The following is a 19,398-nucleotide window of genomic DNA, read 5'->3' on the forward strand; positions in this document are numbered from 1 at the left end:
CCAGGAAGACCATGACCATGAAGCCGGTGCGCTTGCGCTCCTCGAGATGCGGCTCGGCGGCCCACATCAGGAAGGAAGCGACGTCCTTGGCGTACTGGTCGACCGTCGCCGGCGAGCCGTCGTCATAGGTGACCTGGCCGTCGGAGAGCGGCTTTGGCATGGCGAGCGCAGCAGCACCGGCGAAGTACGGGTTGTAATGCGTGCCCTCGGCCACCTGGACGCCGGCCGGCGGCTGCTGGTCGTAGCCGGTCAGCAGCGAGTAGATGTAGTCCGGACCGCCTTCCTGATAGCCGCCGACGAACGGGATCATGTCGATCAGGAACTGCGGGAAGCCGCGCTCGATGCCGCGCGCCTTGGCGATCAGCGAGAAGTCCGGCGGCGCCGCACCATTGTTGGCGGCAGCCGCCGCCTCGTGGTTCGGGAACGGCGACGGGAAATGGTCCGACGGAATGGCCTTGCGGGTGAACATGTCACCGCTGGCATTCGGGCCATCCTGAACCTCGTAGTTGGCGGCCAAGGCCTTCACCTGTGCGTCCGAGTAGCCGAGAGCTCCGAGCGTGCGGAACGGCACGAGGCTCATCGAGTGACAGGCGGCGCAGACTTCCGTGTAGACCTTCAGGCCGCGCTGCAGCTGGCCCTTGTCGTAATGGCCGAGCGGGCCGGCAAAGGTCCAGTGCTCATGCTTCGGATGCATGAGCGGATAGTGCGGCGTTGCGCCTTCGGCATGCTCTGCCGGCGCGGCCCCGTTCGGGGTGGTTTCCTGGGCAAGTGCCGCGCCGCTCAAACCAGCGACGACGGCCAGCGACAGGAGGCTGGTAACAAGCTTGTTCATGTGTCTCTTCCCTTCCTGTCGCACGCTCAGGCCTTGACCGGCTCGGCGGCCGCCACCTTGTTGCGCTTTTCCAGAACCGCTTCCGTAATCGAGTTGGGCAAGCGGCGCGGCGTCTCGACGAGGCCGAGAACCGGCATGATCACCAGGAAGAAGGCGAAGTAGAAGAGAGTGCCAAGCTGCGACATGATCACGTAGGTGCCTTCGGCAGGACGCGAGCCGAGCCAGCCGAGGACGATGGCATTGGCGACGAACAGCCAGAAGAACAGCTTGTACCAAGGGCGATAAGCCGCCGAACGCACCTTCGAGGTATCGAGCCAGGGCACGAAGAACAGCACGATGATGGCGCCGAACATGACGAGGACGCCGGCCAGCTTCGAGTCGATCGGTCCGATGTTGAAGGTGATCGAGCGCAGCATCGCGTAGAACGGCAGGAAGTACCATTCCGGAACGATATGGGCCGGCGTCTTCAACGGGTCAGCCGGGATGTAGTTGTCCGGATGGCCGAGGAAGTTCGGCATGTAGAAGACGAAGTAGGCGTAGACCAGCAGGAAGATCGAAACGCCAAGCGCATCCTTCAACGTCGCGTAGGGCGTGAAGCGAACCGTGTCGGTCTTGGTCTTCACCTCGACGCCGGTCGGGTTCGTCTGGCCGACGACATGCAGCGCCCAGATGTGCAGGACGACGACGCCGGCAATGACGAAGGGCAGCAGGTAGTGCAGCGAGAAGAAGCGGTTCAGCGTCGGGTTGTCGACGGCAAAGCCGCCGAGCAGGAACTGCTGGATCCACTCGCCGACCAGCGGGAATGCCGAGAAGAAGCCGGTGATGACGGTCGCGCCCCAGAAGGACATCTGGCCCCAGGGCAGAACGTAGCCCATGAAGCCGGTCGCCATCATCAGCAGGTAGATGAGGACGCCGAGGATCCAGAGGATCTCGCGCGGCGCCTTGTAGGAGCCGTAGTAGAGACCGCGGGCGATGTGCAGGTAGACGGCAACGAAGAAGAACGACGCGCCGTTGGCGTGCATATAGCGCAGCAGCCAGCCGTGGTTGACGTCACGCATGATCTTTTCGACGGAGTTGAAGGCAACCGTCGTTTCCGCCGCATAGTGCATGGCCAGCACGACGCCGGTCAGGATCTGCACGACGAGCATGACCGAAAGCATGGCGCCGAAGGTGTAGGCATAGTTCAGGTTGCGCGGAACCGGATAGGCGACGAAACTGTCATAGACCATGCGCGGCAAAGGCAGGCGCGCATCGATCCACTTCTCAAGGCCGGTTGATGGCTCGTAGCTGGAATGGCCACTCATAAATCAGTCCCCCTCAACCGATCTTGATTACTTTATCGGAAACGAACGAATAGGTCGGGATCGCCAGGTTCTGCGGCGCCGGACCTTTGCGGATGCGACCGGCCGTGTCGTAGACCGAGCCATGGCAGGGACAGAACCAACCATTGTATTCGCCGGCCTGGCCGAGCGGGATGCAGCCGAGATGGGTGCACGAGCCGATCATGACGATCCAGTTTTCCTTGTCCTTGCCGGCCGAACGGTCGACGCCGGTCGCCTGCGCGTCGGACGGCAGGTTGGCGTTGCGCGCCACCGGGTCCTTCAGGTCGGAAAGCGGCACCTCATCGGCAGCCTTCACTTCCTCGGGCGTACGGTTGCGGATGAAGATCGGCTTGCCGCGCCACTTGGCCGTCAGCGACATTCCCGGCTCGAGGCTGGAAACGTCGACCTCGATCGAGGCCAGCGCCAACGTCGAAGCATCCGGACGCATCTGGTCGATAAACGGCCATGCAACCGCCACGGCCCCAACCGCCCCCGCCATGCCTGTGGTGAGATAAAGGAAATCACGGCGAGTCGGCTCGCCCGTGATCTCGCCTGTCGTTTCGTGTTCGCTCACGGCTTATAACCATCCTCTACGCAAATTTTGCGGAACTCCGCCCCTGCTCCTCGCGGCGGCGAATCTGTCGCGACACAATTCGACCATAGATTCCCCACCAATCCGGCGCGTTCTAAGCTTGATCGCAAATTATGTCCAGCCTTGGCAAGGCCATGTGGGCACAATGTCGCGGGAATTTTCAGATGATTTTCGAAGACAATCACGTGCTTGCCACAGCTGCGCATTGCACCAACTCGAGCCTTCGGCACCAGCGTCGACGGCGTTCCCGCCGACCGGCCACTACGGCTGAAACCATTCCAGTGGACCGAGGGCAACACTGCATCTCAGACGACTTTGGCCTCGTCGCCGAGTTTACGGTGTGCCTTTGAACCGGGCGGTGGCGCCTCGACATCGGTTGCGATGAACCCACCGGATTGCCGTGCCCAGAGTTCGGCATAGAGACCACCCTGTTTCAGCAGAGCTTCGTGCGTCCCCTCTTCTATAATCGCCCCCTCGTCGACGACGATCAATCGGTCGAGGGCGGCGATGGTCGAGAGCCGATGCGCGATGACAAGCACCGTCTTGCCTTGCATGAGGCCGATCAGATTGGATTGGATCGCCTCTTCCACCTCGGAATCCAGCGCCGATGTTGCTTCGTCGAGAACGAGGATCGGCGCATCCTTCAGCATGACGCGCGCAATCGCGATACGCTGGCGCTGACCGCCGGAAAGCTTCACGCCACGCTCCCCGACGTGCGCGTCGAAACCCCTGCGGCCATTCTGGTCCTGCAGGCGCTCGATGAAGCCAAGCGCTTCCGCGCGCCGAGCCGCTTCGACCAACCGCGCCTCGCCCGCATCAGGGCGCCCAAACAAGATATTGTCCCGGACGGAACGATGCAGGAGCGACGTATCCTGGCTGACAACGCCGATCTGCATGCGCAGGGTTTCCTGCGTGACGGACGCAATGTCCTGGCCGTCGATCAAGATCCGTCCACCTTCGAGGTCGTAGAGCCGCAGCAGGAGGTTGACCAGTGTCGACTTGCCGGCGCCCGAGCGCCCGACGATGCCGACCTTCTCCCCCGGCTCGATCGTGAGCGAGAAGTTGTCGATAACGCCATCTGGTCTGCCGTAGTGGAAAGAGACGTTCTCGAAGCGGATGCCGGGCTGTCGAATAGTAAGGTCGCGGGCACCGGGGCGATCGACCAGTCCAAGCGGCTGCGAGATCAGCTCGGCAGCATTCTGGATCGTGCCGAGGTTGCGCATGATGCCGTTGAACTGGGTCATCAGCCGGCCGAGAAGGAAGTTGAGGCGCAGCACAAGCGCCAGCGAGAAGGCGACCGCGCCGGAACTGATGAGCCCCGCCAGCCAAAGATGAACGCTCAGTCCGGCCATCGTAACGATCATGACGCCCGAAAGCAGTGCCATCGAGGCGCGTACCCCGGTGATGAAGCGCGTGAACCGCAGGACAGTGTGCTGATAGAAGTCGAAGCCTTGCCGCATGTAGCGGTCGCTCTCTTCGTCACGCGCAAACAGCTTCAGTGTCTGGATGTTGCTGTAGGCGTCCACCATGCGCCCGTTGATCATCGACGCGGCTTCCGCCGTTTCCCGGGAATGCAATCGGATGCGGGGCACGAAATAACGCGCGAGAACGCCGAACACGCCGAGCCAGCAGAGCACGACCACGGCAAGCGAGAGATCCAGCCGCGCGACGAGCACCAGCGTTGTCGCCGCATAGATGCCGACGAACCAGACGCTCTCCATCAGCGACGTCACCAGATCGCCCGTGGCCTGGCCCGCCGACCAGACCTTGGTGACGACGCGGCCGGAGAAATCGCTTTGAAAGAACGAGAGCGATTGCCTCGAAACATGCAGGTAGGATTGCCAGCGCGCGAGGTTATAGAAGCCGGGCGTGATCACCTGCTGATCGACGAGCGCAATCAACAGCGCGACGACAAAGCGGACGATGCCGATAAGGACGAGCATACCGAAGAGTTCGGCACCGTGCGCGGCAAGAAGGCCGCTCCAGCCTGCGGCCGGCGTGATCGTCGCGAGGATATCGACAAGCCGGCCGACGAACCAGAAGAGCGCCGCCTCGATTGCCGCCGACATCCCGCCGAGCACGAGCATCGCGACGAAGGGCGTCTTCGCCTGCCCGATATAGAACCAGATGAATCCAAGCGTGGAACGCGGGGGCTGAATGTTTTCCCGCGGCGCAAAGGGATTAATCCAATTTTCAAAGACACGAAGGAGTCGTTTTATCAGCATAAATGCGATATAGGCTTATTAGCCAGGGCGGGAAAGCAACGGCCCCAGGGCGCAACCTTATATTTTCGTAACAATCGGTAACAACAACGGCATCGTTGTTGAATGAGACTGACCTCGTCACAATCTCGAGGTACAATGGATTCTTACGGGAGACGGCCGCGATGCAAGCAAGGAAGACAGTATTGTCGAGTATTCCGCTGCCCCTTGCGGAACGACTTGATGCAATCGTTGAACAGTTGGAAATGTCCTACGACGAGGCAATCGCCGAGGCGATCTCTACGTGGGTCGATCGCGAGGAAGAGCGACGTCTGTTCGCATTGCGTACGCTTGTGTCGACCAATAGCATGCTTGTCGAAGGAAACCGGGTGAAAGACTGGGCAGACAGCCTCTGACACCACATCCATGGACACGAAAAGAGAAGCCCTCCCCGCATCCGCAGGGAGGGCTTCTTTCTATTCGGCCGCCTCTTCCGCCTCTTCCGAGTGATCGGCCAAGAAGCCGCCGGACTGACGGTTCCACAGGTCAGCGTAAATACCGCCCTGCTGGACCAGCTCTGCGTGTGCGCCGGCCTCGATGATCCTGCCCTTGTCGAGCACGATCAGACGGTCCATCTCGGTCAGGGTCGACAGGCGATGCGCGATCGCAATCACCGTCTTGCCTTCCATCAGCGCAAATAGGTTTTCCTGAATCGCTGCCTCGACCTCGGAGTCGAGCGCCGATGTCGCCTCGTCGAGCACCAGGATCGGCGCGTCCTTCAGGAAGACGCGGGCGATCGCGACGCGCTGACGCTGGCCGCCGGAGAGCTTCACGCCGCGTTCGCCTACCTGCGCGTCGAGCCCTGTGCGGCCCTGCATGTCGACAAGCCCTTCGATGAAGTCCCAGGCATTCGCACGCCTGGCGGCTTCGATCACCTGGGCGTCGGTCGCGTCCGGGCGGCCATAGGCGATGTTGTCGCGGATCGACCGGTGCAGCAGGGACGTATCCTGCGTCACGACGCCGATCAGTTCACGCAGGCTTTCCTGGGACACGCCCGAGATGTCCTGCCCATCGATCGTGATGCGGCCGGCCTCCAGATCGTAGAAGCGCAGCAACAGGTTCATCAGCGTCGTCTTGCCGGCACCGGAGCGACCGACCAGGCCGACCTTCTCACCCGCCTTGATGTCTAGGGAGAGATTGTCGATGACACCTTTGCCCTTGCCATAGTGGAAGCGGATGCGCTCGTAGTGGATTGCACCCTTCCTCGCTGACAACTGCGGCGCGTTCGGCTTGTCGACGATGTCATGCTTCTTCGTCATCATCTCCATGCCGTCATAGACCGTGCCGATGTTCTCGAACAGCGCCGAGACTTCCCACATGATCCACTGCGACATGCCGTTGACACGCATGGCAAGACCGATCGCAATAGCAATGGCACCGACCGAGATCTGTCCGTTCAGCCAGAACCAGATGGACAGGCCGGACACCACGAACAACGCCACGCAGTTGTTCATATAGACGGATATATGAAACAACGTGACGCGACGCATCTGCGAGTGGACAGTTTCGAGGAACTCCTCCATGCCGCTACGCGCATAGGTCTCTTCGCGGCCGGCATGCGAGAACAGCTTCACCGTCGCGATGTTCGTGTAGCTGTCGACCACCCGCCCCGTCATCATAGAGCGCGCATCCGCCTGCTGTGCCGCGATCTTGCGAAGCCGCGGCACGAAGTAGGACACGATTCCGATATAGACAGCGAGCCAAACGAGGATCGGTATCATCAGCCGCCAGTCGGCAGCAGCGATCACAATGATCATCGACAGGAAGTAGGTGACGACATAGACGAAGACATCGAGGATCTTCATCGTCGTTTCGCGAACCGCAAGCGACGTCTGCATCACCTTCGTCGCAACGCGTCCAGCGAATTCGTTGGCGAAAAAGGTCATGCTGTGACGCAGGAGGAAACGGTGCATCTGCCAGCGTGCGATCATCGGATAGTTGCCGAGTAGCACCTGATGCATGATGAGTGAATCCAGCCCCGCCGCCAGCGGCAGGCCGATGAGGATCAACGATCCCATCCATGCCAACCTCGGCCATTCCGACTCCAGAAATGTCGCCTTGTCGGCTTTAGTCAGCCAGTCCACGATATCACCGAGGAACTGGAAGAGCGCCACCTCGCCGACGGCGATCAGCGCCGTCAGCACTGCCATGATGGCGAGCCACGGTGCTGCCGGCTTCGTGTAGTGCCAGCAAAACGCAAAAAGACCCTTCGGAGGAGCAACCGGCTCCTCGGTCGGGAAAGGATTAAGTCGCTGCTCGAACCAGCCAAACATGAAAATGCTCCGAAACCTGATCGGTCCAGCCTCCCCGGCTCGCGCAAAACGGCGCTTGAGAGCTCATATGGGAACCGGACGTTCACGGGACGAGGCCATAACGGCCGCGCAAAGGTTAGAAATGGGAACTCAGGAGAGAAATGGCACTACGCGTGCCAGGTCGCCACTCGCGGGGTCACGCATCGAGAGCGCATACGCGGCAATATTTCCATCTTGGCGCTCCCTTCTGGCGATTAAAAGATGTGCACCCTTAACGCGAATCAAGCAGAATTTCCAGCCCCGACCGGCCGGAAATTGAACAATTATCGGCCAAAATGCGCCCTATTGCGCTGAAATCACAGTTGCAATAGGCGTCCTTCGACGAAAACCGAAGAATACGGCCTAAACCATGGCGATCCTCAGACTAGCGCTCTATCAGCCTGACATACCCGGCAATACGGGAACCATCCTGCGTCTCGCCGCCTGTCTTGGCTTCGCTGTCGACATTATCGAGCCTGCTGGTTTCGACATATCCGACCGCAACCTCAAACGGGCAGGCATGGACTATATCGCCGCAGCCGCCCTCACCCGCCATGTCAATTGGGATCGCTTCGAGGACTGGCGAAAGGCTACCGGTCGGCGTTTGGTGCTGGCGTCCACCAAGTCGTCCGACCGCTATACCGACTTCGTATTCCGTGACGACGACATCCTTCTTTTCGGCCGCGAGAGCGCCGGCGTCCCTGATCATGTCCACGCGGCAGCCGACGCCCGGATCCTCGTTCCCATGGTGGAAGGCCAACGCTCGATAAACGTCGCCGTCTCGGCTGCGATGATCGTCGGAGAAGCCATGCGGCAGACCGTCTGGCGCTGATTTCCGACCTTCGCGACCTCGACGACGATACCGCTTCAAAATATGTCGCGAACGACGTTGTGAATTTCCCCAAGCAGCGTATAGTTTTTAGCCGAGCAATAAAAACTGCGCGTATAACGCCATATTTTCAAACACTTGAGAACCTATATTCGAATAGGAACACCCTTCCCGCATAAGAGGCAAAGAAACGGCAGCATGGAATCGACGATCGTCATGATCAACCTGTTCGGCGCGGTAGCGCTGCTGCTGTTCGGCCTAGCCCAGGTGAAAGACGGCGTGTCGCGTGCGTTTGGGGCGCGGTTGCGCACCGGCCTTGCCACCGGCACGCGCAGCGGCCTGCGCTCGTTCGTCTCGGGCTTCTTTGCGACGATTGCGCTGCAGAGTTCGACGGCAACCGCGCTGATTGTCGCCTCCTTCGTCGAGCGCGAGCTGGTGAAGCCGCGCATGGCGCAGATCGTCCTGCTCGGCGCCAATGTCGGAACCGCGGTGACCGCCTGGATCGTCGCCACCGGCATCGCGTGGCTGTCACCACTGGTGATCCTTGCCGGCATGGTGCTGCATCGCAGCGGCTCGTCGTCGCGCCAGGGCGGCGGCACCGCACTGATCGGCATCGGCCTGATGCTGTTGTCGCTGCATCTTTTGAGCAGCGCCACCGAACCGATGCGGCAGTCGCCGGCGCTCGGCGCCTTCATTGCCCTGCTCGACAATGCCTGGCCGGTCGCACTCGCCTTTTCCGCAGTCATCGCCTTCATCTCGTCGTCGAGCCTTGCCGCCGTCGTCCTCATTCTCTCGCTGGCCTCGACCGGCATCCTGTCAGCAGGGCTGATCATCGTTCTGGTGCTCGGCGCCAATCTCGGCGGCGCCATTCCGCCGGTGATCGCCTCGCTTGCCGGTCCGGCAGCCGCCAGGCGCGTCACGCTCGGCAATCTGATCGTACGCGCCATCGGCTGCCTGATCGCATTGCCGCTCGCAGGCTACGGCGCCGACCTGCTTGGAACGCTGCCGCTGACGCCGGCAAAACTGCCGGTCGACGCCCATCTCGGCTTCAACCTGATGCTGGCTGCGCTCGCCTGGCCGTTCTCCCGCCCCCTGTCACGGCTGATGCTCAGGCTGGTGCCGGAAGAGGCCCAGGCGGAGGGCGGACCACGCTATCTCGACCAGCAGGAGCTGGCGACACCGGTCGTGGCGCTGGCCAGTGCGACAAGGGAGGTGCTCGGCGTCGGTGACCTGATCGAACGCATGCTGATGCGCGCCTCGGATGCCTTCGAGGCCAACAACCTGGCGAAACTCAAGGAAATCCCGTCGCTGGAAAAGCGGGTCGACAGCCTGCAGCAGGAGGTGAAGATCTATCTCTCCAAGCTCGGCCATGCCGGGCTCAGCGAAGAGGACGGGCGCCGCTCGATCGTGATCATCGACTACGCCATCAATCTCGAACACATCGGCGACATCATCGAGAAGGGGCTGATGCCGCAGGTGACGAAGAAGGTTTCGCTCGGCTTGAAATTCTCCGAGGAAGGCTATGAGGAGCTGCGCAAGCTCTTCCACCTGACGATCGACAATCTGCGCATTGCCCAGACGATCCTCGTCACCGGCGACTTCAATCTCGCCAGGCAGTTGATGGAGGTGAAGGTCGAGGTTCGCCGGATGGAAAAGCAATCGTCGGAGCGGCATCTGGAGCGCCTGCGCGACGGTCGCGCCGACAGCCTGCAGACAAGCTCGCTGCACCTCGACATGCTGCGCGACCTAAAGCGCATCAACGCCCACATCGTCTCCGTCGCCCACCCCATCCTCGACGAAAGCGGCCTGCTCATCGAAAGCAGGTTGAAGGGTGCGGCCGAGTAGACCGATCAATCGGCGGACGGCAGCCGGCGCATGGTGAATTCGATCTGGTCGCCTTCCAACTGGCGCCAACTCTCGACTTCCGTCCAGTACGCGGCCTTGGGATACTCGTCGAACCATTCGCGCGCCTTGGCGCGCGCGTCGAGCAGATTGAGGCAATAGGTTTGTCGCACGAAACGATCGTTCTTCCGGGGTGTGCCTTCCGCCCGGTGGGTAGCAATCCGTCGCTTGAGACCGTCGAACGACGGAGGTCCAGGGATTTTCGTCATGAGCCTACCTCTGTGACAAAAAGGTAGTATCGAAAGCCGCCTTTTGCGAGTCGAATCTGAGGAGCCCTCAGGCATCGCCTCTGCTGGCAGGACCCTGCCCTACCTGCTATCAGAGCAGCAAAGACGAAAGCGCGAGTCGATAGCGACCCGCTCGGAGAGAGATGAAATGGAACGACCCGAACTTCCGATCGGCCTGCCGGACGATATCGAAGAGAAGAAGTCAGTCGCCCGCGCCTGGTTTGAAAGTCTTCGCGATACTATCTGCGCCTCATTCGAAGCGCTCGAAGACGAACTCTCGGGCCCACTCTCCGATAGAGAACCCGGCCTCTTCGTGGCGAAGGAATGGACGCGCGAAAATGGCGCCGGTGGCGGCGGCCGCATGTCGATGATGCATGGCCGCGTTTTCGAGAAGGTTGGCGTGCATACATCCACCGTCTATGGCGAATTCGCGCCTGATCTGCGCGCCCAGATGCCCGGCGCCAAGGAAGATCCGCGTTTCTGGGCCTCTGGCATCTCGCTGATCGCCCATCCGGTCAACCCCAACGTACCGGCCGTTCACATGAACACGCGCATGGTCGTAACCTCGAGCCGCTGGTTCGGCGGCGGCGCCGACCTGACGCCAGTGCTCGACCGCCGCCGTACGCAGGAAGATGAGGACAGCCAGCTGTTTCACAAGGCGATGGAGATCGCCTGCCGCAGCCACTCGGGCGTCGCCGATTACTCCGCCTACAAGAAATGGTGCGACGAGTATTTCTTCCTCAAGCACCGCAACGAAGCGCGCGGCATCGGCGGCATCTTCTATGACTGGCTGCATTCCGGCGAGGAAGCCGGCGGATGGGACGCCGATTTCGCCTTCACCCGCGACGTCGGACGGGCTTTCGCCATGGTTTATCCACGCATTGTTCGCACCAACTTCAATAAGCCGTGGACAGACGCGGATCGTGACGAACAATTGATTCGCCGTGGGCGCTATGTTGAGTTCAATTTACTCTATGATCGAGGTACAATCTTTGGCCTCAAGACAGGAGGAAACGTCGAGTCCATTCTCTCATCGTTGCCCCCTCTTGTCCGTTGGCCGTGATCAGACAAAAAAGACGTCTGAAGGGCTTAAATTCGGAGACTGGACCACTAACTCTGTGCATGTACGCGTAACAATCGGAGGAGGATTGTCATGACGGTACAAAGTAGCTCTGCGGCATCGGCGGGTGCGCCAGAGCAACCCCCATCTATGGATGCACCCGAATTTTTGAGCCGGATTGCAGAACGGCTCCGGGCGAAAAGCGGCTCCGACCTTCCCCTTTCCTGCTTTGTGGAACAAGTGAAGCTCCAGCTGGCAGGCGGCAAGACACCGGAAGAACTGGACCGTCTGGCAAAGCGTCCGGACAACAAGGCGGCGACAGATTGCTTCAGATCCTGGGCGATGCCCGAATAACGAGAAAATGACCAACCGGCCGGTCCTTCGCGCCGGCCGGAACCTTCTTACCCCTCGAGCATTCAGCCATTGCAGCATCGCGCAATCGCATGAAACCGAAGGAGGAAAAGAATGAGACTCTTCGAATGCGGAACGCTCGTTCCTGGATGCGACTGGCATACCCGCGCGAATGACGATGCCGAAATCGTCCGTCGCGTTGTCGAACATATGCGCAACGCCCACGGCGAGACCGTGATCCGCGAAAACATGGTAGAAAACATCAAGGCCCGCATCCGCAACGAGGCGACAGCGGCCTAACTACCCCACCAGATCCTTCAGCCGGGCGAGCAACGCCGCCCGGTCCGGTATGAAGTTTTCCTCGATCCAGGCGTTTTCCAAGACCGACAGCGTCTCGCCGACCTGCTTCCCGGCCGGGACACCGGCAGCCATGACGTCGCCGCCATTGATCGGGAATTGCGGTTTCTTCCAGTTTTCCGCCAGTTCGAGCAGCTTGCCGAGCCTTGCCGAGCGAGCCATCTCCTGTGTGTCACCTTCCGCCTTGCCGCGTGCTGTTGCCAGCGCAAGTTTCAAGCGGGTATTGATGCCGTCGGCGCCGTGCCGATAAAGCAGTCGTGAAAGGGCGGCCGAGGACAATTCATCATTGATAACAGGCGCCTTGGCCCATGCCTTGAACCAGGCGGCCTCGGCATTGGCCAGCTTGAGGCGCGCCGCCATCTTCTCCAGCCGATCGGCATCGGGCGGAATGATGGCAGCAAGACGCAGAAGCGGATCTGGCTTCCAGGCAAGCGTTTTCTCCGTACCGATCAATGTCGGAATGGTATCGATCCCCCATTTCTCAGTCTCTGGCAGGATTTCGCTGAGCACGCCGACCTGTCGCATCCACAGAAGTGCCCGTCCGGGATCTTCGGCGCTGAGTAGCTTGCGCAGTTCCGACCAGACCCTTTCGGCTGAAAGCGTCTTCAGCTTGGCGCGAGCCGATGCGCAGGCTCTCAACCCATCAGCATCCGGACGACCGGAGCCATAGTAGGCGAAGAACCGGAAAAATCGCAGGACACGCAGATAGTCCTCGGCAACACGCGTCGCCGCGTCCCCAATGAAGCGGATATTGCGCTTCTCGATATCGGCGAGACCACCGACCAGGTCGATCACATCGCCTTTGGCGTCGACATAGAGCGCGTTGATCGTGAGGTCGCGGCGTTCCGCGTCTGTCCGCCAATCGGAGCTGAAGGCTACCTTTGCACGCCGCCCATCGGTTTCCACGTCTGCCCTCAGCGTCGTGACCTCGAACGGCTTGCCATCGATGACGAGGGTCACAGTGCCGTGCGCCACGCCGGTCGGCACAGCCTTGATCCCAGCGGCAACCGCCCGCTCGATGACCTGCTCCGGCGTAAGGGTCGTGGCGACATCAATGTCACTGACCGGAAGCCCCATGAGGCTGTTGCGGACCGCCCCACCGACGACGCGCCCTTCTCCATCAGAGTTGAGCAACGCAAAAACACGCGTCAGAGCCGGATCCTTGAACCATGCCTCGTTGCCAAGGTTGGTCATGCATAGAGCCTTTCATAGAGGGTGCGAACGATGCCGGCGGTAATGCCCCAGATCATCCGGCTTTCATAGGGCATCCGGTAGAATTGTCGTTCGAGACCGTCAAGCACGCGCCTGTCGCGGCTGTGGTTGGCCGGGTTCATGAGAAAGGACAGCGGTACTTCGAACACGTCATCCACCTCGGTGGGGTTGAGTTTCAATTCGAAGCCGCGCCGAACAACGGCGAGCACTGGCGTTATACGGAAGCCGGTCGACGCCAGATAGTTCGGAAGCCGCGCCACGGTCTCGACAAAGGAGCCGTCGATGCCGATCTCCTCTTCGGTTTCCCGGATTGCGGCCTTTTCGGCGGAGCCGTCGATGGCGTCAATCTTTCCACCCGGGAACGCGATCTGTCCGGAATGCTTGCGCAGCGTCGCCGTGCGCTGCGTGAAAATCACATGCGCATCGTCACCATCGTCGATAACAGGCACCAGCACCGCGGCATCGCGAAGTTTGAAGGTCTCCACCTGCGTGACGATATCGGGGTTGAGAATGTGATCGCCATGATCACGCCAGGAGAGATCCACCGGACCACCGCTCTGGTGAAGAGCGCGACGGCGGAATTCAGCCGCTGAATAGAGCGAACGGTTTTCGGTCAAAACATTGTTCATCGGGAGAGTGCATCCAGTTCTTCCGCCGGCATGACAGGAAAGGTCACACCGCCGGAGCGCAGACAGAACATCGTCTTACCGTCGACTTCAAGGCGTTCGCCGAGCTCGACGAGTTCGTACATGATTGGTCGCGAAACCAGCGCCTCCAGCCGCCCGCGAACATGAAGATAGGGCTTCAGCTCGCTGTTTTCGCCATGAACTACAAAACGCAGCGGATGCTCCGGCCCAGCCTCGACCACGTCACCGACATTGGTCCGGAAAGTTAGCAGCGGCTCGCCGTCCCTTTCTCCGGCATTCATTTCAACGGCGACGAACGGCGCATCGACAACCCGGATACCAACCCGTTCGACGGGGGTTACAAGGTAGGTCTTCTCATCTTCGTCCTTGCGCAGGACCGTGGAGAACAACCTGACGAGCGGCGCCCGGCCGATCGGCGTTCCCATGTAGAACCATGTTCCGTCCGCTCGGATTTCCATGTCGATATCGCCGCAGAACGGCGGATTCCACTTGTCGACGGGCGGAAGGCCCCGGGCTTTGGCCCCTGCATCGCCGGCGGCGCGCGAAATCAGCGCAGCAAGACCGGCCGCGTCTGTTGTCGCCTTGATCTCTTCGGCTGCCATTCTTCTGTCCCGGTTTGTCTTTAACTCAAGAAGGTCACGAGATAGTCATTCGGAACGAACTTGTCAGCCCGCAACATCTCCATAACTCTATCTGGTATGACGCTTGCGTGTAAGTCTGCCGATTCGCGACGAATGATATCACCCGCTGGAGATGCCTTATGGGTATGATGAAGACCGAAGCCCCCCTCGATGAAAAGGCGATCATCGCCGCGGCCGAGAAGGCCCTTGCAGATATTGCCGCCGTGCGGGGTGAAGTCTCGAAGGTGATCTTCGGCCAGGAAAGCGTCGTCGAGAACACTCTCCTCGCGGTTCTTTCGGGCGGCCATGCCCTGCTGGTCGGTGTGCCGGGCCTTGCCAAGACCAAACTCGTTACTACCCTCGGCGAAGTGCTTGGCCTCGCCTCCAACCGCATCCAGTTCACACCGGATCTGATGCCTTCCGATATCTTGGGCTCCGAAGTGATGGACCAAGATGACAGCGGCCGCCGTTCCTTCCGTTTCGTCAAGGGTCCGGTGTTCGCCCAACTCCTCATGGCCGACGAAATCAACCGCGCGTCGCCGCGCACGCAATCGGCCCTGCTGCAGTCCATGCAGGAATACCACATCACCGTTGCCGGCCACCGCTACGATCTGCCCGCGCCCTTCCACGTCCTGGCCACCCAGAACCCGCTGGAGCAGGAAGGCACCTATCCCTTGCCCGAGGCGCAGCTCGACCGCTTCCTTCTCCAGGTAGACGTCCACTATCCGGAGCTCGCCGCCGAGCGACAGATCCTGCTCGAGACGACCGGGATCAGCGAAACGACGCCGCAAGCGATCCTGAACGCGGAGCGCCTCGTCGAAATCCAAACGCTCATTCGCCAGATGCCGGTCAGCGACAAGGTTGTCGACGCCATCCTCGCGCTTGTTCGCTCGGCCCGTCCGGGTCAGGGAAATGCCGCGACCGACAAGAACGTCGCCTGGGGCCCTGGTCCGCGCGCCGGCCAAGCCATGATGCTTTGCGCCCGCGCCCGTGCCCTCTACGAAGGCCGCCTGGCGCCGTCTATTGACGACGTCCATGCCCTCGCGGAACCGGTGCTGCAGCACCGCATGGCGCTGACATTTGCGGCCCGCGCGGAAGGCATGTCGGTTCGCGATGTCATCGAAGGGCTGGTCAAGCAGGCCAAGGGATAAGGAAGCGTCTGCGTGGCACCCATCGGACAGATCGTCAATCCGACCTCGGGCAATGACGCCCTCGCTCGCGCAAGGCAGCGGGCGAGCCTTGTGCCGGATTGTCTGGTCGAGGCCAAGCGGATCGCCAACACGGTGATCGCCGGCTGGCACGGTCGCCGCAAGCGCGGCATCGGCGAGAATTTCTGGCAGTTCCGTCCCTATACCGAGGGCGAAAGTCTATCCCGCATCGATTGGCGCCGTTCGGCGCGCGACGACCATACCTACATCCGCGACCGCGAGTGGGAAGCAGCCCATACGATCTGGCTCTGGGCCGACATGTCTCCCTCGATGATGTACAAGTCGACCTTCGGAAACGCCTCCAAGGAAGGCCGCGCGCTCGTCATCATGCTGGCGCTTGCCGAAATCCTGGCGCGTTCCGGCGAACGCATCGGATGTCCCGGCGTCATGGAACCGATTGCCGCACGCAATGCCGCGGAACGGCTTGCGACGGCATTGATGCACGCGCCGCTAAGCGGAGGGCTGCCCGACACGGCGATGATCCGCGGCTGGAGCGAGCTCGTCTTGATTGGCGATTTTCTCGATGACGCGCGAGCAGTGATGGCGCGCATCGCTCCCTTGGCGCGGCGCGGTCTGCGCGGCCACGTGATCGAGATCGCCGATCCGGCCGAGGAGCTCTTCCCGTATGATGGCCGCACCGAATTCACCGACCCCGAGACAGGGTCGAAGCTCACATCCGGCCGCGCCGAGCATGTTCGCGAAGCCTATACCCGCGCCTATCTCGACCGCCGGGACGATCTCGGCCAGGCGCTGCGCCACATGGGCTGGACCTTCGTCAGCCACCGCACAGACCACCTAGCCTCTGAAGCGCTGGTCGCCGTCCACATGTACCTTTCGGGCATGCCCGCAAGGATGACGCAGGGAGAACGCGCGTGAACGCTCTCCCCTTTGCCTTTGCCTATCCCGCAATCCTCGGCGCCCTTGTGGCCTTGCCGATCATCTGGTGGCTTCTCAGACTGACGCCGCCGCGCCCGAAGACAGAAGTCTTCCCACCTCTGAAGATTCTCGCCACGGTCCTGAAGCGGGAAGAAACCCCTGCCCAGAGTCCCTGGTGGCTGACGCTGCTGCGCATGCTGCTTGCGACCGCCGTCATCCTGGCCATCGCCGATCCGGTCTTCAATCCGCGCACCAATTCAATCGCTTCCGGCGGTCCGCTCGTGCTCTTTGTTGACAACGGCTGGGCCACCTCGCCGGATTGGGATCGCCGCGTGAAGACCGCTGACGCCCTGATCGACGACGCGGAATCCGCTGGTACTCCGGTGGCGATCGCCTTCACCGCCGACCCGACCAACGATGCCGTCCCCGGAACGGCAGCCGTCGCCCGCGACAAGCTGCGTGCCGCAGAACCGAAGCCGCTTGTGCCGGATCGCCAGCGTGCTTTCGAGGCTCTTCGCGCCGCGCTGAACGGCGTCCATCCCGGCACTCTCGCCTTCCTTACGGATGGCGCCGCCGCAAGAGAGAACGACACGACCGTCCGCCAGCTTTCCGACCTCTCGCCTGCCCAATTGCGATTGATCTCAGGGGACGCAAACGAAACGATTGCGATCACGTCCGCAAGCAATGCCGCCGACGCGATGACGGTCACCGCCACGCGCCTCGACAGTGGCGCTGCCGCCTCGCGCCCGATCACCGCGCAGGACACGCAGGGACGCGCGATCGCGACCGGCTCGATCGACTTCCAGCCGGGTCAGAGCGTCGCGACCGGATCAATCACCGCACCGTTTGAAATGCGCAACGATTTCGCGCGCGTCAGCATCGACAACCACGCGACGGCTGGCGCCGTGCATCTGCTCGACGACGGTTTCAAGCGTCGCCGCGTGGTTCTGCTATCGGGTGAGGTCGGTGACACGTTCCAACCGCTGCTTTCGCCGCTTTATTACATCCAGCGCGCTTTGCAGCCTTATGCCGATTTGATCGAGCCGAACACGCCTGATCTCGCGACCTCGATCCCGGATCTCCTGTCGCAGAATCCATCTGTCATCATCATGGCGGATATCGGTCGCCTACCCCAGGAAACCTACGAGCCGCTGGAGCGCTGGATCGCAAATGGCGGAACACTTGTCCGCTTCGCCGGGCCGCGCCTTGCCGCCGCCCCCGCCGACGATCCGCTGGTGCCGGTGACGTTGCGCCAGGGCGAGCGTGCATTGGGTGGCGCGCTCTCATGGGCCGAACCGCAGCCCCTCGCCGAATTTCCAACCTTCGGCCCCTTCGCCGGCATGCCGAAGCCGACCGATGTTACGGTCAAGCGGCAGGTTCTCGCAGAGCCGACGCCGGATCTTGCCGAGCGCACCTGGGCGAGCCTCGCCGATGGCACTCCGCTGGTGACGACGAAGCCGATCAATGCAGGCAGGATCGTCCTGTTCCATGTCAGCGCAGAAGCGACGTGGTCTGACCTGCCGATCTCGGGCAATTTTGTCGAGATGCTGCGCCGCCTCGTCCAGTTGTCGCGTTCCGGTGGCGTTACCGCTGAAGCCGGCGGTGCATCGATCGCCGAGGCGCTGCCGCCTTTCCGATTGTTGACCGCCAAAGGCGCACTCACGACCGAAACCGGCACGGCGCGTCCGCTGATCCCGAACGCGAAGGTCACGCCGGTCGCAAGCTTCGACAACCCGCCCGGCCTTTACGGCTCCGAAGAAGGATTTACCGCGCTGAACATCCTGCCGAAGAATGCCGAACTGAAGCCGCTTGATACGTCGGGTCTCACAGTCGTGCGCGAAGGGCTGATCGGCGGCGAAACCTGGTCGGCAAAGCCCGCGCTGTTCCTGATCGCCTTCCTGTTGCTGCTGGCCGACAGCCTGATCGTAATGTTCATGAGCGGCGCTTTCTCGAGGCTGCGCCCGGCGGCGCGAACAGCGGCGCTTGTCGCTGTGGCGGTCAGTGCGGCCTTCTTCCTGCAGCCGGGGCAATCGCATGCCGACGACTCCAAGCCCGGCGACGATCAGATCTTCCAGCGGCTCGACAATACGCACCTCGCCTATGTCGTCACCGGCGAACAGGACGTCGACCACATATCCGAACGCGGGCTGGAGGGCCTGACGGAATTCCTGACATACCGCACCACGTTGGAGCCATCGCCGCCTGTCGGCGTGGATCTCACCAAGGATGAGCTCACCTTCTATCCGATCATCTATTGGCCGATCTCGGCCACCGCGCCGATGCCCTCGGCAGCTGCAATCAACAAGATCGATGCCTATATGCGCGCCGGCGGAACCGTGCTCTTCGATACGCGCGATCAGTTCAGCGCGCTCGACAACAATGGCGGCTCGGTCAGCGCCAACGGCGAGCGCTTGCAGCAAATCCTTGCCAATCTCGATATTCCGCCGCTGGAACCGGTGCCGTCGGACCACGTGCTGACGAAATCGTTCTACCTGCTCTCAAGCTTCCCCGGCCGCTACACGGGTAGCCCGCTCTGGATTGAAGCACGCCAGGAAAGTCGTCCCGAAAACGCCAAGTCGGCGGCCACGGCCGACGGCGTTTCCCCGATCCTCATCACCGGCAACGACTTTGCCGGTGCCTGGGCCGTCGATGACAATGGGGTACCGTTGTTGCCGACGGTCCCCCCGGACGAGACACAGCGCGAATACGCCTACCGCAGCGGCGTCAACATCATGATGTACATGCTAACCGGCAACTACAAGACCGATCAGGTCCACGTCCCCGCCCTGCTGGAACGGTTGGGACAGTGAT

18 protein-coding genes are annotated in these 19,398 nt (G+C 61.5%); 9 read left to right on the forward strand and 9 right to left on the reverse strand.

What is annotated here, in order from left to right:
- The 4 genes from AS026_RS14225 to AS026_RS14240 all read right to left on the reverse strand — a co-directional run.
- A partial coding sequence (locus AS026_RS14225; protein WP_062368220.1) for a cytochrome c1 occupies window positions 1-832 on the reverse strand: 832 nt, incomplete at its 3' end.
- A 26-nt stretch (window positions 833-858) separates the two neighbouring features.
- Entirely contained in the window at window positions 859-2,136 is a 1,278-nt protein-coding gene (locus AS026_RS14230; protein ID WP_062368221.1) for a cytochrome b, read from the reverse strand.
- A gap of 13 nt (window positions 2,137-2,149) precedes the next feature.
- Complete coding sequence (gene petA / locus AS026_RS14235) at window positions 2,150-2,728, reverse strand: ubiquinol-cytochrome c reductase iron-sulfur subunit (RefSeq protein WP_018857617.1); 579 nt, start codon at window positions 2,726-2,728, stop codon at window positions 2,150-2,152.
- A 323-nt stretch (window positions 2,729-3,051) separates the two neighbouring features.
- Complete coding sequence (locus AS026_RS14240) at window positions 3,052-4,971, reverse strand: ABC transporter ATP-binding protein (protein WP_062370249.1); 1,920 nt, start codon at window positions 4,969-4,971, stop codon at window positions 3,052-3,054.
- Window positions 4,972-5,153: 182 nt separating this feature from the next.
- Here AS026_RS14240 and AS026_RS14245 point away from each other — a divergent pair, with 182 nt between their 5' ends.
- Window positions 5,154-5,363: a ribbon-helix-helix domain-containing protein gene (locus AS026_RS14245; protein ID WP_018857615.1), complete on the forward strand. Its 210-nt coding sequence runs from the start codon at window positions 5,154-5,156 to the stop codon at window positions 5,361-5,363.
- 60 nt (window positions 5,364-5,423) lie between these two features.
- Here the strand turns inward: AS026_RS14245 and AS026_RS14250 are convergent, their stop codons facing one another.
- Window positions 5,424-7,280: an ABC transporter ATP-binding protein gene (locus AS026_RS14250; RefSeq protein WP_062370252.1), complete on the reverse strand. Its 1,857-nt coding sequence runs from the start codon at window positions 7,278-7,280 to the stop codon at window positions 5,424-5,426.
- A 388-nt stretch (window positions 7,281-7,668) separates the two neighbouring features.
- On the opposite strand from AS026_RS14250, the gene AS026_RS14255 reads away from it, so the two are divergent.
- Together AS026_RS14255 and AS026_RS14260 are read left to right on the forward strand one after the other, a co-directional pair.
- On the forward strand, window positions 7,669-8,130 hold the full coding sequence (locus AS026_RS14255; RefSeq protein ID WP_062370254.1) for a tRNA (cytidine(34)-2'-O)-methyltransferase: 462 nt from the start codon (window positions 7,669-7,671) through the stop codon (window positions 8,128-8,130).
- Window positions 8,131-8,325: 195 nt separating this feature from the next.
- Window positions 8,326-9,972, forward strand: coding sequence for a Na/Pi cotransporter family protein (locus tag AS026_RS14260; RefSeq protein WP_062370257.1), 1,647 nt, complete (start codon window positions 8,326-8,328; stop codon window positions 9,970-9,972).
- 5 nt (window positions 9,973-9,977) lie between these two features.
- Here AS026_RS14260 and AS026_RS14265 read toward each other — a convergent pair whose 3' ends face one another.
- Complete coding sequence (locus tag AS026_RS14265) at window positions 9,978-10,238, reverse strand: hypothetical protein (protein ID WP_007789934.1); 261 nt, start codon at window positions 10,236-10,238, stop codon at window positions 9,978-9,980.
- Window positions 10,239-10,404: 166 nt separating this feature from the next.
- On the opposite strand from AS026_RS14265, the gene hemF reads away from it, so the two are divergent.
- From hemF to AS026_RS14280, 3 genes are all read left to right on the forward strand, one after another.
- On the forward strand, window positions 10,405-11,319 hold the full coding sequence (gene hemF, locus AS026_RS14270; protein ID WP_062370259.1) for an oxygen-dependent coproporphyrinogen oxidase: 915 nt from the start codon (window positions 10,405-10,407) through the stop codon (window positions 11,317-11,319).
- Between the two features lie 90 nt (window positions 11,320-11,409).
- Window positions 11,410-11,670: a hypothetical protein gene (locus AS026_RS14275; protein ID WP_025660392.1), complete on the forward strand. Its 261-nt coding sequence runs from the start codon at window positions 11,410-11,412 to the stop codon at window positions 11,668-11,670.
- A 111-nt stretch (window positions 11,671-11,781) separates the two neighbouring features.
- Window positions 11,782-11,967 (forward strand): DUF1059 domain-containing protein, encoded by a 186-nt coding sequence (locus AS026_RS14280; RefSeq protein ID WP_018857608.1) that lies wholly within the window; start codon window positions 11,782-11,784, stop codon window positions 11,965-11,967.
- On the opposite strand, the gene AS026_RS14285 is transcribed toward AS026_RS14280, so the two are convergent.
- The 3 genes from AS026_RS14285 to AS026_RS14295 are packed head-to-tail and all read right to left on the reverse strand — an operon-like array spanning window position 11,968 to window position 14,485.
- On the reverse strand, window positions 11,968-13,218 hold the full coding sequence (locus AS026_RS14285) for a CCA tRNA nucleotidyltransferase (protein ID WP_062370262.1): 1,251 nt from the start codon (window positions 13,216-13,218) through the stop codon (window positions 11,968-11,970).
- Window positions 13,215-13,865, reverse strand: a complete 651-nt coding sequence (locus AS026_RS14290) for a CoA pyrophosphatase (protein WP_018857606.1) — start codon at window positions 13,863-13,865, stop codon at window positions 13,215-13,217. Before AS026_RS14290 ends, AS026_RS14285 begins: the two co-directional genes overlap by 4 nt.
- The gene (locus tag AS026_RS14295) at window positions 13,862-14,485 is read right to left on the reverse strand and encodes a DUF1285 domain-containing protein (RefSeq protein WP_018857605.1); all 624 of its coding nucleotides are present in this window, start codon (window positions 14,483-14,485) and stop codon (window positions 13,862-13,864) included. Before AS026_RS14295 ends, AS026_RS14290 begins: the two co-directional genes overlap by 4 nt.
- A 158-nt stretch (window positions 14,486-14,643) precedes the next feature.
- On the opposite strand from AS026_RS14295, the gene AS026_RS14300 reads away from it, so the two are divergent.
- From AS026_RS14300 to AS026_RS14310, 3 genes are read left to right on the forward strand one after another with little or no spacing between them, the layout of a single operon-like run.
- Entirely contained in the window at window positions 14,644-15,654 is a 1,011-nt protein-coding gene (locus AS026_RS14300; RefSeq protein WP_025660395.1) for an AAA family ATPase, read from the forward strand.
- A 12-nt stretch (window positions 15,655-15,666) separates the two neighbouring features.
- Complete coding sequence (locus tag AS026_RS14305; protein WP_018857603.1) at window positions 15,667-16,587, forward strand: DUF58 domain-containing protein; 921 nt, start codon at window positions 15,667-15,669, stop codon at window positions 16,585-16,587.
- Window positions 16,584-19,397 carry a DUF4159 domain-containing protein gene (locus AS026_RS14310; protein ID WP_062370265.1) on the forward strand — a complete coding sequence of 938 codons (2,814 nt, stop codon included), beginning with the start codon at window positions 16,584-16,586 and terminating at the stop codon, window positions 19,395-19,397. Before AS026_RS14305 ends, AS026_RS14310 begins: the two co-directional genes overlap by 4 nt.
- The last annotated feature ends 1 nt before the right edge of the window (window position 19,398 follow it).

Source organism: Rhizobium altiplani, from assembly GCF_001542405.1.
Classification (GTDB): domain Bacteria; phylum Pseudomonadota; class Alphaproteobacteria; order Rhizobiales; family Rhizobiaceae; genus Rhizobium; species Rhizobium altiplani.